The organism is Pseudoflavonifractor sp. 60 (assembly GCF_009911645.1).
Lineage (GTDB): Bacteria > Bacillota > Clostridia > Oscillospirales > Oscillospiraceae > Lawsonibacter.
The window spans coordinates 15,489-29,487 of the sequence record NZ_QWKI01000074.1; the positions used below are offsets into that span (position 1 = coordinate 15,489).

The window sequence follows — 13,999 nt, forward strand, 5'->3', positions numbered from 1 at the left end:
CTTGTTTTCTCGCTGCTACACCCGGCGAAGACGGAAGGTCTTGACCAGTTGCTTCAGTACATTGGCCTGGGCATTGAGCTCCTGACTGGTAGCCGCGCTCTCCTCCGCTGTGGAGGAATTGGTTTGCACGACACTGGAGATCTGCTCAATCTGATCTTGAATCTGTTCCACCGCTTCTGCTTGGGTCTGTGCATCGGCGGCAATCCCGCTGACGGTCTCCTCAATCGTATGGGTACCCTCCACCACATTTTTTAACTGCTCAGCGGTGGCGTCCGCGATCTGTGTGCCTTGATTCACTGCGGCAATGGAACGCCCAATCAGGGCCGAGGTAGACTGGGACGCCTCTGCGCTCTTGGCCGCCAGGTTGCGGACTTCATCTGCGACCACTGCAAATCCTTTGCCTGCGGTGCCGGCGCGGGCGGCCTCCACGGCGGCGTTCAGAGCAAGGATATTGGTCTGGAACGCAATATCCTCAATCGTCTTGATGATTTTTTCAATTTCAGTGGAGCTGTCGGTAATTTCCTCCATTGCGGTTACCATTTCCTGCATCTTTTGATTGCCCTCGGCAAGCTGAAGGCTCATTCCATCAACCTGCTCTTGTGCCCGCCGGGCATTGTCCGCAGTTTGCCTGACGCTTAGCGTCACAGCGCGGATGGTCTCCTCCAATGCCTCCACTGCGCCGCTCTGCTCCATGGAGCCTTGGCTCAGGGCCTGGGAGGCGGTGGACATCTGCTCCGCCCCGCCAGAAACATACTCAGCACTGGTGACAATCTGCCCCATGGTATTGTTGAGCTTGTGAAGGATATCGTTCAAGGAGGTTCGGATGGAGGCAAAATCCCCCACATATTCCTGGGTGATCTGTGCTGTCAGATCACCGCCGGCGACTGCTTCCAGCGTATGGGATATCTCTCCGATGTAATTTCTCAGGCGGCTGATGGTGCCGTCAAAACATTGGGACAGGGTTCCAATCTCATCGTTGGAATTGATCCCGACCATCATTGTCTGATGCTGGTTTAATCCCAAATCGCCCTGTTCCAGGGTCTGCGCCAGTACAGTCAGACGGAACAGAGGGGTGGAGACCGTCCTTTTTATGTAGGCGCCAACGATTAGGATTCCGATCACGGTTAGCATAAGGCCGGCTGAGCAGGCCAGCACGATGGTCAAGCTGATCTGCTTTATGGCGGATGACATAGAGATCCCGGCAAAGATCAGGCCGTCGATTTGGCCGTTGGCGTCATGGGTGGGGACATATGAGCACAGATGGTTTTCCCCCAAAATGGAGGCCTGCCCCACATAGCTTTGGCCCTGCTCCAGCACTACCTTGGCAAGCTTGCTGGAAAGGCGGGTGCCCACAGCTCGCTGCCCATTCTGCTGAATTGTGGTGTAAGCCCGTTCGTCTCCGTGGAAAATGGTAAACTCACATCCCATCTCCGCCTTGAGTGCGTCTAAAAGTGCCGTCTTATCCTCCTCAGCGGAATAGGCGGACAGCTCGTAAGCCAGCACATTGGTGCCGCTTACACATTCGTTTTCCAGCATAGACATAATGAGCTGACAAAACATCAGCACACACTGTAGTACAACCAGGGCGATGCTTATGCCCAATATTACCGCAACCAGGTTTCCAACCTTGCGGCCAATGCGTTTGGTATTCTGTTTCCCGTTTCCGCTGTGTGTGATGGGTGCCATATGTTTCACTCCCGATTTATTTTTATATCTGCGTCCCACACGGTTTCTGTTTAAGGACGATCTTTTGTAATTTCAATTTGCCATATCCACAATCATAATGCTGAAATTCTCCTGTCTGCCTTTCTCCGTCTTGACCGACTACCGGGCCTGTGAAGGCTGTCCAATAAAATGCTGTGGCAAGTGACCGCATGGAGGCGGCCATAATAACACAGCATACAACCACCAGCATGAGGATATAGGGCGTGGTATGTCTCAAGGTCCTCCCACTTGGACTTCACCTCGCCTCCTGGCTGGTATGGAACGTTTGTTCATTTCCCCATCTCGATCCTATCGCTCCTTTTGCTGATGATTTTTGGTCAATAGGCAGGAGAAAAAGCCGCTCATCACACTGGTCAGGCGCTTGGCTCTGCGCCGGATTTGGTAGACGATTGACTTTGCGATTAGTATACCACAGACTGCCTGTAAATGGAAGTATTTTTTACATGGATTCCACTGGTTTCCAAATCGGGTTTTTCAGTAGACTCACCCCCAAGGGGCATCAGACGCCGGAGGCGGTTTAAAAGGAGCGGCACGTTGTGCCGCTCCTTACAGGGGCTTGGGGATGGTCAGCCACAAACAAGTATGGGTCGGTATATACGAGCCATTGCTTGTCCGTTACCTTGCCCTTCCATGTATCGATGCCAATACCATGCAGTTGTTCCAGTTCAATTGCCATTCTCCATGTACGACAGGATCTGTTCCTCGGTTACAGTCCATTTTTTTCTGGAATCACAGAGGCCAAAAATGTACTGCCATAGGGCAGAACCGTGTTCTTCGTCTCCGTTTACGTACCAGCTTACCCTTTCCAGCAGGCGTTCTTCCTCTGGAAGCTGCCCATGGAAAGAGGCCAGACGATAGAGCGGGGAAATCTTCGGCAAGTGATGGTTCGGGAGGACATACCCATGCTTGACCGCTCCTATATCCCAAGTGCCGTCATCATTGCGGTACAGAGCCTGAAGACAGCAGCAATCCCGATTATCTCCGACGTCCAAGATGACAGCATGGCTCACCGGTGCGGAAGGGCGGCAGTCAATAGTCACGATATCGCCCGAGTGAAAGGGAACGGGCAGATTCAAATCACGGTCTGTTGAAAAACCGGGCCCGTCCCAGCGGTGGGAATTGTTATACACAACATAGCAGACCTCAGTGCCGAAAATGGTGTAATCAAGATCATTCTTCAATTTTCCCGTCCCGTCAGGCAACCACTTCTCAACTTCAAACCAGGTCAGCTCTTTTTCATCGTCCTCCAAGTAGCCATGATATTCCTGGATACGTTCCAAGATGTGTTCCTAGGTGAGATATGGCTCCAATCCCTTTTCCTCGGGAAAAATAGATTCATCAGAATAGCGGCAGCACTTCAGATAAAAGAATTCTCCGGGCTTTGCCTGCATCTCTCGAATGGTCCTCTCGATTGCGCCGGCTTGGCGGCGGAAATAGGCCGTGTTCTTTCCAAACGCCAAGCCCAAAAACAAATCCCGCTTCCGCTCCAGCGGAACAGGTGCATACGCAACCGCATCCCGCAGTTTCATCCTTGTCAGTGCGCACTCTGCCAGTTAAGAGGACATCTCAAACGAGGGGAAAATTTCTTGAAAAACAGAATCGATCCGCTCACACATAAAATTCCTCCATCGTGTCCAGGCACAGACAGCCCAGCCGCCCGCTGGGAGCTGCGCAGCCGCAGTCAATGTCAATCCAGGTCTCCCGCCGTAAAATTTTGTCCTGCTTGGTAAGATACCGGGTGGGTGTGTGGCCGAAGACCAGGAGCTTATCCGGAAAATAGACTGTGTCTGGTCCGGGGCGGCAGAAGAGGAAGTCCTCCAGCTGGTACTCCGGCAGCGGGCGGTCAGGGGAGAAGTGGTCCAAACCGGAGTGGGTCAACACGAAGGACCGGCCCCCAGCCTCCAATTGGGCAAAAAGATCCATCTCCCGGATGTACTCCAGAATATCCTCCCGCTCCTCCTGGCTCAGCTGCTTCAAGCTCCGAAGGGTAGACCCGCCACCATTGGCGATCCACTCGCTGAAGGCGGCAATCTGCGTCTGATCCAGGGCGTCCAAGCTCTGGTCGGTAATCTCCTCCATGAGCCAGGGGAGGCAGACGGCGGCAGTAAACTCGTGGTTTCCCAGCAGGGGGAACACATTGGGCTGGAGCATCATGTCCTGCAAAATTCTGATTCCATCCGGTCCCCGGTCGATCACATCCCCCAGCACATAGAGGGTATCCCTGAGGGCGAATTCAATCAGCTCCAGCATTTCCTGGTATTTGTCAAAGCGGCCGTGGATATCAGATATTGCATAATACATAGTACCGTCTCCTTATCGGGGGGGTTCTTTATCCCAGCCGGATCAGACTGCCGTCCCGCGGCTCCGTCATGATCTCGCTGACACCGTCCTCCATCTCTGACTCCACATAGGCATAGACCAGTCCGGAGTGTTCGATGTACTTCCGCTCATCGTTCCAGTTTGACGATGTGGGGGACACGAACAGCAGGCTCCAGCATTCCCCGACCATGGGACTGTCTGCCCAGAGGACGTGGTAAACCAGACACTCATACTCCAGTTCAAACCGTTTGACCCGTTTGTCGATCTCATCGTCGGAGGGCTGGAGAAGGACCTGATCTCCGATCTGCTGGGACAGGCTAACCGATCCGTCCTGTTCAAAATCCCAAATTGTTTGGGTATCCAGCTTCAGAAGCTCCATGCGGTGGATGGCCTCCTGCTTTATTTCCTCCAGGGACGCCTCTTTTTTATAAATGGACATATTCATCCTCCTTATCGTTCGGGCGATTCATTCATGATAGCTTGCGACTTTTCCCCCCCCCCCCCCGCTGGGCGCGTTCCACATCTGACTGCCGAACCAGGATACAATCGTCCATCTCCTCTTCCATTGTATCCCGTTCTTCCGGGGAGAGAACAGATAAGATATGATCCTGCACCGTTCCGCTGGCATATTTCAGGGCAAGCGCAACAGTACGATCATGATCAAACCCATTGCGGAACAGCTTTTCGCACAGTGGGAGGGGAAGCTCCGTGAGGGCGTCAAATTCCGGCAGGAAGGAAGTCTTTTTGACCTCCCGTTCCCGCTTCCGAATCTCCCAGCGGATGGTTTTACGGAGCTTTTCCCGGTATTCCACACCGAAGTATCCCCCACGGCCACAGACTGCCGGTCTCCCCATTGCTGGAAGCTCCCTCCGTCCTCATGCCCATGAAGAAACTTTAAATATGCCAGGATCCCCTCGGCAATCACCACATTTTGCAGAAACGACCCACCGGTGTAATCCCCGGCAATCAAGTATTGAGCGAACAATTCCTCAAGTAGCGGCTCATCCTCTGAGCCAATCAATTCGATGGTGTCGAGGAGACATGCACGGAAAAAAGGATTGGGATCATGTTCCGTCCGATCACCTCCAATTGATGTGGTATAAAAAAGTTGACACCTTTTCCTCAAGGGAGTAGAAAAAAGAGAAGAAGAAGGAGGTGGAGGTCTACCGGGACTACAAGCTGCACATCGACTTCAACATCGACCTGGAGCAGTTTGTCCTGGGCCTTACCACGATTGCCGCATAAAGCAAGAACCTCGTTTCCGAAGAAACGAGGTTCTTGCGTCACTCTCGTGATGGTGGAGATAAGCGGGATCGAACCGCTGACCTCTTGAATGCCATTCAAGCGCTCTCCCAGCTGAGCTATACCCCCACGTCAATATTCAGTTGTAAAATGGTGGAGATAAGCGGGATCGAACCGCTGACCTCTTGAATGCCATTCAAGCGCTCTCCCAGCTGAGCTATACCCCCACGTCAATATTCAGTTGTAAAATGGTGGAGATAAGCGGGATCGAACCGCTGACCTCTTGAATGCCATTCAAGCGCTCTCCCAGCTGAGCTATACCCCCACGTCAATATTCAGTTGTAAAATGGTGGAGATAAGCGGGATCGAACCGCTGACCTCTTGAATGCCATTCAAGCGCTCTCCCAGCTGAGCTATACCCCCAAATACACTGCGTCAAACATTCATCTCGTTCAGCGCAAGTGATATCTTACCAGAAGTCCCGCGATTTGTCAACGTCAAAATACAAATTTTTAAAAAATTTTTCTGATGTCTGACAGGCAGAAGGAGGCGCCGGCGGAGAGGAGGAACAGCCAGCGCCTTGTGCAGATTTATTTTCGTCCTGCTTTGATTACAGATGCAAAGAGGCAATTGCTTCTTCCATTTGCTTCACAGAGCGTTCCAAATCCTGCTGTTCGGAGGGACTCAGGGGGATCTCTAGAATTTCCTCCAGACCGTTTCGACCTACGATAGAGGGGATACTCAAAGCCAGGCCGGACAAACCGTATTGTCCATCGGGTACCACTGAAACTGGCAAAACGGCGTGTTCATCCTTGACGATGCACTGAGCAATACGTCCCACAGCCATAGCGATACCATAGCAGGTGACTCCTTTACGCTGGATAATTTGATAGGCGCTGTCCCGTACCTCGTGGTACAGCCGGTCCATGTTATTCCGGTCAAGTGCCCTGCCGCGGATGCGGCAAAAGTGCTCCAGATCCAAGCCAGACACATTGGCCTCGCTCCACACTGCCAGTTCGCTATCCCCATGTTCGCCAATAATAAAGGCATGGACATTCCGGCTGTCCACACCAAACTCTGCCCCCAGCAGCTGCTTGAGGCGTCCGGTGTCCAGAACAGTCCCGGAACCCAACACCCGCTGTCTGGGATAGCCGGACACCTTCCAGGCCGTATAGGTCAGCACATCCACCGGATTGGAGACAACCAGCAAGATTCCGCCAAAGTTCCGGGCGGTGATCTCAAGTACGATTTCCTGAAGAATTTTAGCATTTTTGCCAATCAGGTCCAGACGGCTTTCCCCCGGTTTTTGATTGACTCCGGCGGTGATAACGATCAGGGCACAGTCGGCGATATCATCGTAGGTTCCGGCAGTAATTTCCATTGCCGCGCCATAGGGCAGACCGTCCCGCAGGTCCATAGCCTCGCCCTCCGCCTTGTCCCGGTTCATATCCAGCAGCACCAGCTGTGTGAATAGGCCCTGCTGCAAAAATCGGAAGGCGATGGAGGCGCCCACCGATCCGCAGCCCACAATGGCAGCTTTTCTATGATTAATGTCCATAGAATCCTCCTGTTTTCCGTAATTTCTTTTAGGATACTCCTAATTTGGAAAACTATGCGGAGGAAATCAAAATGGAACAGGCCGGCGGCCTGTTCCATTTTCTGTGAATAATGAGTTATTCCTCGGGCTCAGCACAGCGCAGCACGTCCTGATAGAAGGTGTCCAGCTTCTTTTGGGTCGGGAAAACGGCCATGTACATCTGGTTGCCCATAGCGTCAGAGAGGGCGTCGGGGATGCGCTCCACCATGCGCATATTGTCGCCGTATTTTTCCATAATGGCCTGGTGGTCCATCACAAAGTTCTTTCCATCCCGGCGACCGGCAAAGGCACAGAAACTGTGCTCCCCCACAGGGACGGTGGACTGGTCAAAGGCGATCATATCCGCCCAAATTTTATATACATTGGTGGAGTGGGCAAAGTTAATCATATCGGGAGTAAAGCCGCCGCAGGGCCGCATATTGACCTCCAGGGCTACCACATCGCCCTTCTTGCCCATGCCCTCCTGGTCCTGGTCCAGGCGGAAGAACTCAAAGTGGATGAACCGGCTCTTTACGCCAAAGCTCTTTACCGCCGCGCGGCCGGCTTTCCGGGTGTCGGCGGGGAGGGTTTTCAGGATATAGTAGATGGAGTTGTCCATATCATTGACAATATCCATGATGGACATGGGGGTTATGTTGCCCGTCTCGAAGAGGGGCTCGCCGTTGGAGTCAATAATGGCGTCGTAGGAGTTGACAGTTGCGTGGAGGAACTCCTCCATGATGTAGGGGAGCTGACGGTCGTGCTCAGCCAGGAAGGTCTGAAGCTCCTCCTTACTGGAGAGCTTGTAGGTGTGAGAGGCGCCCACGCCGTTGTCCGGTTTGACAATGACAGGCCAGCCCACCTTTTTGATAAACTTCATACACCCGGCCTCGTCGTCCACCATATGGTAGCGGGCGGTGGGGATGCCCACGGCCTGGTAATACTCCTTCATCTTGGATTTATATTTTGCCCGGGGCATATCCTCCTCCTGGAAGCCGCTGGTGATATGGAAATCGGTGCGCAGCTTGGCGTCCTGCTCCAGCCAGTACTCATTGTTGGATTCCAGCCAGTCAATTTTGCCGTACTTGAAAGCGAAGAAGGCCACTGCCTGGTAGACCTCATCATAGTTCTCCAGGCTGCCCACCTTGTAGTACTCGGTAAGGCTGTCCTTCAGGTCCTGGGTCAGCTCGTCATAGGGCTGGTCGCCCACGCCCAGTACGTTGAGGCCGTTGTTTCTCAGCTCCCGGCAGAACTTCCAGTAGTTGGTGGGGAAATTCGGGGAAATGAAGATGCAGTTTTTCATAATACACACACTCCTGTTTTCTTTTGTACTCCCAAGTGAAAGGCTTTGGGTTTTCCCGCCTGACAGAGCAGGGGAGAGGGATACTGTATTGCTTTAACTCGTTGATGTAATTGAGGCAAAAAGAGATGGACCACCGCCAGAGCGGCCCAATTCTCAATGGGGAAAATCAGTCCAGCAGATAGGGCAGGAAGTAATCCGTCTGTTTGTACCACCAGGGCCAGTCGTGGTTCACATCCCAGCCCCACAGGTCAACCCAGATGTTGATGCCCTTCTCCTCAAAGATCTGCTTCAGCCGGCGTGTTGTTTCAGGCTGCTCCCAGGCCCCCTGACCCACGCAGATGACCCCCTTTTTCTGATTGTACAGATTGATATAGGGGTGGTCGGCGGGCATATTGGCCATACAATCCACCAGCGAGTTGAGGTAAACCCGCTCATCGGAGTAGTCTCCAAAGCCGTAGGTGCCGGTGTACAGACCGCTGAGGGCCAGTACCCGGTCGAAGAGGTCGGGCCGGCGGAAGAACAGGTTGGCGGCGTGGGTTGCCCCCAGACTGCACCCGAAGGTCATAACTCCCGGCTCCCCGGTCCATCCGTTGCGGTCGTTGACCATCGCCCGCATAAAGGGGACCATCTCGTCGGTGATATAGCTCATCCACTGCTCGTGGCGGCGGACCCGCCAGTAGGGGTCGCCCTGAGCGGACCAGGTCTCCTTGTCTATGGTGTCGATGCTGAACACCATAGCCTTGCCCGCATTGATCCAGGGGGCGAAGTTGTCGGTGAGGTGGAAGCCCTCAAAGTCGAAAAACCGGCCGTCCTGACAGGGGATGAAGAGCACGGGGCGGCCGGCGTGACCGTAGACCTTGCACTCCATGTCCCGCCCCAGCGCAGGGCTGTAATTTTTAAAATACTGTATCTCCATTGGTCATTCCTCCAATTGCTCCCGCCCATAGAGCAGGGTGTTGATAAAGAAGGGGATCTGCCGTTCCCAGCTGGCCTCGCTGTGGTCGCCGTTGGGGACGATGCGGAAATCCAGGAAGATGCCCTTTTCCAGCAGCAGCCGGGCTGCCTTGCCCAGGTTTCGGAGCATTTGGTCGTGGTTGGCCAGCTCCTGGGAGCCGTAGTCCATGTACAGTGTTGTGCCGGGGGCCAGACAGGAGGAGCGGATCAGTCCCTCCACCTTGCCTGGAGCAACCCACAGGGAGGGGGACAGGGCCGCCGCCCGGGAGAAGATGGTGTTGTACTCCAGCAGGGCATACAGGCTCATCAGTCCGCCCATGGAGCTGCCGGCAATGAAGGTATTGTCCCGGTCGGGGAGGGTCGGGAATTCCCGGTCGATCTCCGGCTTGAAGACCTGGGTCAGCCAGTCCATTGTCAGCTTGCCCCGGCCCGGGATACGCTGCCGTGAGTTGTAGCGGAAGGTGTAGGGGGAGTACTCCGACAGCCGGCCATTGTTGGGGTCGCGGTTGCACTCCACCGCCGCCACGATAAGGGGGGTGTCTGTGTACTCCAGGTACTCGCCCAGTCCCCAGGACTTGCCATAGGTGGCGTCCTCATCGTAAAATACGTTGTGCCCATCAAACATATAAAGCACCGGGAAGCGCTCATCCGAGTCCTCCGTCCACCAGCCGGGCAGATAGACGTAGGCCCGGCGGGGAGTATCTCCGGTGAGCTCTGGAATGGTCAGTTCCCACTTGTGGATCATCCAAAAAGCCTCCTTCCAACATTGAGCCCGCGTGCCGTGAAATCAGCCGGAAGGGCCTGTGCGGTTTTCAAAATTATAGCACCATTCTGCGGAAAATGCAAACCCGGATTGACTGACAGCCCCTGTTCTGCAAGGAATTTCAAGGATTTTCGTCAGGATGAACAGAAGAGGAGGTGAAATTTCAGCTGGAAAAGGACGTTTATCCGATAGAAAAGAGGCCGTGTTCCCTCTCGACTTACGGGCCGGAGTGTGATATACTGACGAAACGCAGACCTTGGTCACAGGGAGGAAATGGCATGGATTATGATAAGCTGCTGAACGTGTCGGTGGAGCTGGGGTGCCAGCTCATGTCCAGCGGGGCGGAGATCTACCGGGTGGAGGAGTCGATGCAGCGTCTGCTCCAGGCCTACGGGTTGGACTCCCCCGAGGTATTTGCCATCCCCAGCTGTGTCATCGTCAGCGTGACAACTCCGGAGGGCCACCCCATAACCCGGATGCGTCGGATTGGCGCCCACGGCACAGATATTGAGAAGCTGGAGCGCTGTAATGACCTGTGCCGCCATCTGTGCGTCCAGAGACCCCCTGTGGAGGAGGCGCAGGCCAGACTGGAGGCCCTCTCCGGCAACGTTCCTCAGTACGCCCATTGGAAGGTGCTGCTGGGCTATGGCATTGCCCCCGCCTTCTTTTCCCCCCTGTTCGGCGGCGGCTTTGCCGATTCGGTGTGCGCTATGGTAGGGGGGCTGGCGGTAGGCTTTTGTCTGCTGTACGCAAAAAAAATTATCGCCTCCAACGGCTTTTTCCGCACTGTCATTTGCAGCACAGTGGCCTCGCTGGTGTCGCTGATGCTGGTGCGCTGGGGACTGGGTCAGAGTGTGGATACGGTGACCATCAGCGTTTTGATGGTGCTGGTGCCCGGGGTTGCCCTGACCAACGCCATGCGGGAGATTATGGCTGGTGATATGATCTCAGGTCTGAGCCGGGCTGCCGAATCCATTCTGACAGCGGCGGCCATTGCTATTGGCTCAGCGGTGGGGCTGACCCTGGTCCGGATGCTGCCATAGGAGGAGATTGGGATGAGTGTGATCTGGTCTGAGTATATTGTGCCCTGTCTGTGTGCTTTCTTGGCCTGTGCGGGCTTTACTCTGGTGTTTAATATCCACGGAGCGGGCAAGCTCATTGCCTGCTTGGGGGGCGCCATCTGCTGGTTGGTCTACCTGCTGGCGGGGAGCACCATCTTTGCCGCCTTTCTGTCTGCTGCGGTCATCGGGATTTTTTCTGAAATCATGGCCCGCATTCGCCGCTGTCCGGTGACGGGCTATCTGCTGGTGTCCCTGCTGCCCCTGGTCCCCGGAGGCGGCATCTATTACGCCATGAGTTACTGTGTGGCCGGAGATGTTCAAATGTTTTTGGCTACCCTGCTCCACACCTTTGGAATGGCGGCGGCCCTGGCGGTGGGGGCGATGATGACCGCCTCCATGTTCCGCACAGTCTACATACATCTGTACCATCTGAAACGTCACCGCTGAATAGATAAAAGCCCGCGCCTGCCCCATGGGGCAGGCGCGGGCTTTTATGTTCCGCAGAGCGGTTGGAGGGGGAGGCCCGCCTGGATCAGCGCCTGGCGCAGCTGGTCCGTCCCCTGGAACACGGCGCCGGATATGCCTTCCCGCACCGCCGCCTCCACATTCTGAGGCAGGTCGTCCACAAAAAAGCACTCCTCCGCCTTTAAAGCGTACTCCCGGAGCAGGACCCGGTAGATCTCCGGCTGGGGCTTAAGCAGCTTCCACTCGGCGGAGACGATCCGCCCGTTGAAGCACTCGCTGCCCGGAATGCGGTCGAAGTATTTGGGCAGGTCCACATTGGCGTTGGACAGGAGGTAGATGCCGCAGCCCAGGGCCTTGAGCTCCCGAATCAGCTCCCCCATACCCTCTACAGGCAGGAGGGGCCGCTTCCACCAGTCAAAGACCAAGGTGTGGGCCGCGCTGTGGAGCCGCTCCGGCAGGCGGCTCTGCATAGCTGACACAGCATCCTCAAAGGAGAGGGTCCCCTGGTCCAGCCGGAACCACTCATACAGGCGGTCCGGGGAGACCGGCACATCCTGGCCGAAGACCTCCCTCAGCAGCAGAGGCCGGTCCTCCTCCGCAACCCCCAGCTGGTCCACAAAAAGCTGGGGCCGCCAGTGGATGAGCACGTTGCCCATGTCAAAGACGATCGTTCGAATCATGCTTTGGCCTCCTTGGACGGTTTGCCGAAGCTTTTCCATTTCTCCAGCCGTTTGCGCCGCCGGTCCTTGAGCTCCAGCCGCTCCCCCAGGTCCCGGGCGCCCACGCCGTAGACCAGGTAGAGAATGAGGCCGGATACAATCATAATGAACACAGTAGAGGCGCACCGCCGGCCCGAGGCGTTGACATTGTAGCCGTACAGGCCCTCCTCTGCGCACATGGACTGGATAACCATAGCGTAGGTGGTGCCATAGCTGCTGGCGAAGGTGGCGGACATGTCGTACTCGGTGAACAGGGCGTTGAAGTTCAGGGCGAACACCGCCAGCACCGAGGGCAGGATAATGGGCAGCTTCACCTTGAGGAAGGTGACCAGGGGGCTGGAGCCCAGGTTGCGGGCGGCGTCCTCCAGCTCCTCATCAATGGCGTAGAAAGCCGCCTTTATCATGCGCAGGGAGAAGGGCAGCTTTACCACTGTGTAGGCCAGGATAATCAACAGGCGCACGTGGTTGGCGTAGTACAGGTTGGCGCCCCCCACATACCACACGTCGTTGCTGTTGAAATATACCCGGTAGGAGTAGCAGATCAAAATGGTGGGCAGCAGCCAGGGGAAGAGGAGGCAGTACTCCAGTACGGTGCCCGACTTCTTCTTCCGGTTTTTGAAGATGTAGTTGCAGGCCACCACCACAATGACGCAGGCCAGGGCGGCGGCAATGGCGGACAGGATAAAGCTGAGCTTAATGCCCCCCAGGGTTGCCTCATTGGCGAAGAGGCCGGAGATGGAGCCCTTCCGGGTCTTGTAGGTGCCCCGGCTGGTGAGATACTCGTAGTCCTGAGAGCCAAAGAAGTTGATGAGGGTCCACTGGGTCACGTCCAGCTTCTTCATGCGGATGGCCCCGTAGGTCTGGAAGGAGAAGAGGATAATCATCACCACGGGGATCATGTAGATGATGAAGAGGATGTAGGCATAGATGTGGGCCAGGACGTTGGCCAGCGGGTTGTCGATTTTCTGCTTTTGCAGCTTGGCCTTGGTCTTGGAGACGGACAGGTAGTGGCCCTTGCGCTCGTAGGAGGACAGAACAGTGAGCAGCACAATGGTGAACAGGGCCAGGATGATAGACAGCAGGGCCGCCCGGGCCTGGGGAAAGGCCTCGTCCGCGCTGGAGGAGCCGGCCAGGCGGACAATCTCCGGATTGATGGAGTCGTAGCCCAGCAGGGTTGGGGCGGACATGGCGCACAGGCCGGTGATGAAGGTCATCACGGTTAGAGAGAACATGGTGGGAATCAGGGTTGGGAAGACCACCTTCCACAGCACCTTGAAGGGCCGGGCCCCCATGTTTCGGGCGGCCTCCACTGTGTTGTAGTCGATGCCCCGGATGGCGTTGCGCAGGAACAGGGCGTGGTTGCTGGTGCAGGCGAAGGTCATGGTGAACAGCACCGCGTTGAAGCCGGAGAACCAGTTGGGGTTCATGCTGGGGAAGGTCTCCACCAGCAGAGTTGTGAGGATGCCGTTGCTGTCATAGAGAAACAGGTAGCCGGTGACCAAGGCCACGCCGGAGTAGATCAGGGTTGTCATGTAGCCCAGGCGGAGGATTCTGGCCCCCTTGATGTCGAAGTACTCGGTGAGCAGCACAATGGACACGCCCACGATGTTCACCGTTACCACCAGGCAGACGGCCAGCTTTAGGGAGTTCCACACAAAGGAGCCCATATTGCCAGCGAAGAAGAAGCGGATCACCGCCAGGGGGTCGGTCTCGCCGGAGGCGTTTTGCGTGTTGAAGATGCTGGCCAGGGTGTTCAGGCAGGGCAGGAGCATAAACCCTAAAAACAGATAGGCGAAGAAGGCGATTCCGAAGAGCTTGACCAGCAGGGCCGGACCCATTTGGACAGGGCGTTTTTTAGTCATGGTCCCGCCC

The 13,999-nt window shown here is 55.6% G+C and carries 14 protein-coding genes and 4 tRNA genes; 2 read left to right on the plus strand and 16 right to left on the minus strand.

Annotated elements, in window-relative coordinates; genetic code table 11:
• Window positions 1-15: 15 nt before the first annotated feature.
• From D1646_RS08330 to D1646_RS08395, 14 genes are all read right to left on the minus strand, one after another.
• Window positions 16-1,686: a methyl-accepting chemotaxis protein gene (locus D1646_RS08330; RefSeq protein ID WP_160636017.1), complete on the minus strand. Its 1,671-nt coding sequence runs from the start codon at window positions 1,684-1,686 to the stop codon at window positions 16-18.
• Window positions 1,687-2,390: 704 nt separating this feature from the next.
• On the minus strand, window positions 2,391-3,005 hold the full coding sequence (locus D1646_RS08335; RefSeq protein ID WP_160636018.1) for a hypothetical protein: 615 nt from the start codon (window positions 3,003-3,005) through the stop codon (window positions 2,391-2,393).
• 9 nt (window positions 3,006-3,014) lie between these two features.
• A complete protein-coding gene (locus D1646_RS08340) occupies window positions 3,015-3,254 on the minus strand; it encodes a hypothetical protein (RefSeq protein ID WP_160636019.1) in 240 nt (79 codons plus the stop codon).
• 79 nt (window positions 3,255-3,333) lie between these two features.
• Window positions 3,334-4,026, minus strand: a complete 693-nt coding sequence (locus tag D1646_RS08345) for a metallophosphoesterase (protein ID WP_160636020.1) — start codon at window positions 4,024-4,026, stop codon at window positions 3,334-3,336.
• Window positions 4,027-4,054: 28 nt separating this feature from the next.
• The gene (locus D1646_RS08350) at window positions 4,055-4,483 is read right to left on the minus strand and encodes a hypothetical protein (protein ID WP_160636021.1); all 429 of its coding nucleotides are present in this window, start codon (window positions 4,481-4,483) and stop codon (window positions 4,055-4,057) included.
• 31 nt (window positions 4,484-4,514) lie between these two features.
• Window positions 4,515-4,856, minus strand: a complete 342-nt coding sequence (locus D1646_RS08355) for a FliG C-terminal domain-containing protein (RefSeq protein ID WP_160636022.1) — start codon at window positions 4,854-4,856, stop codon at window positions 4,515-4,517.
• 483 nt (window positions 4,857-5,339) lie between these two features.
• Window positions 5,340-5,415: transfer RNA gene (locus tag D1646_RS08360), tRNA-Ala, on the minus strand.
• A gap of 22 nt (window positions 5,416-5,437) precedes the next feature.
• Window positions 5,438-5,513: transfer RNA gene (locus D1646_RS08365), tRNA-Ala, on the minus strand.
• Window positions 5,514-5,535: 22 nt separating this feature from the next.
• Window positions 5,536-5,611, minus strand: a tRNA-Ala gene (locus tag D1646_RS08370).
• Window positions 5,612-5,633: 22 nt separating this feature from the next.
• Window positions 5,634-5,709, minus strand: a tRNA-Ala gene (locus D1646_RS08375).
• 187 nt (window positions 5,710-5,896) lie between these two features.
• Complete coding sequence (locus D1646_RS08380) at window positions 5,897-6,844, minus strand: L-lactate dehydrogenase (RefSeq protein ID WP_160636023.1); 948 nt, start codon at window positions 6,842-6,844, stop codon at window positions 5,897-5,899.
• A 115-nt stretch (window positions 6,845-6,959) separates the two neighbouring features.
• Window positions 6,960-8,165: a carbamoylphosphate synthase large subunit gene (locus D1646_RS08385; RefSeq protein ID WP_160636024.1), complete on the minus strand. Its 1,206-nt coding sequence runs from the start codon at window positions 8,163-8,165 to the stop codon at window positions 6,960-6,962.
• 166 nt (window positions 8,166-8,331) lie between these two features.
• Window positions 8,332-9,081: an alpha/beta hydrolase-fold protein gene (locus D1646_RS08390; RefSeq protein ID WP_160636025.1), complete on the minus strand. Its 750-nt coding sequence runs from the start codon at window positions 9,079-9,081 to the stop codon at window positions 8,332-8,334.
• Between the two features lie 3 nt (window positions 9,082-9,084).
• Window positions 9,085-9,864 carry an alpha/beta hydrolase-fold protein gene (locus D1646_RS08395; RefSeq protein ID WP_160636026.1) on the minus strand — a complete coding sequence of 260 codons (780 nt, stop codon included), beginning with the start codon at window positions 9,862-9,864 and terminating at the stop codon, window positions 9,085-9,087.
• 296 nt (window positions 9,865-10,160) lie between these two features.
• On the opposite strand from D1646_RS08395, the gene D1646_RS08400 reads away from it, so the two are divergent.
• Together D1646_RS08400 and D1646_RS08405 are read left to right on the plus strand one after the other, a co-directional pair.
• Entirely contained in the window at window positions 10,161-10,925 is a 765-nt protein-coding gene (locus D1646_RS08400; protein ID WP_160636027.1) for a threonine/serine exporter family protein, read from the plus strand.
• A gap of 12 nt (window positions 10,926-10,937) precedes the next feature.
• Window positions 10,938-11,390: a threonine/serine exporter family protein gene (locus tag D1646_RS08405; protein WP_160636028.1), complete on the plus strand. Its 453-nt coding sequence runs from the start codon at window positions 10,938-10,940 to the stop codon at window positions 11,388-11,390.
• 44 nt (window positions 11,391-11,434) lie between these two features.
• On the opposite strand, the gene D1646_RS08410 is transcribed toward D1646_RS08405, so the two are convergent.
• Together D1646_RS08410 and D1646_RS08415 are read right to left on the minus strand one after the other, a co-directional pair.
• A complete protein-coding gene (locus D1646_RS08410) occupies window positions 11,435-12,088 on the minus strand; it encodes an HAD-IA family hydrolase (protein ID WP_160636029.1) in 654 nt (217 codons plus the stop codon).
• Complete coding sequence (locus tag D1646_RS08415; RefSeq protein WP_160636030.1) at window positions 12,085-13,989, minus strand: iron ABC transporter permease; 1,905 nt, start codon at window positions 13,987-13,989, stop codon at window positions 12,085-12,087. Before D1646_RS08415 ends, D1646_RS08410 begins: the two co-directional genes overlap by 4 nt.
• Between the last annotated feature and the right edge of the window lie 10 nt (window positions 13,990-13,999).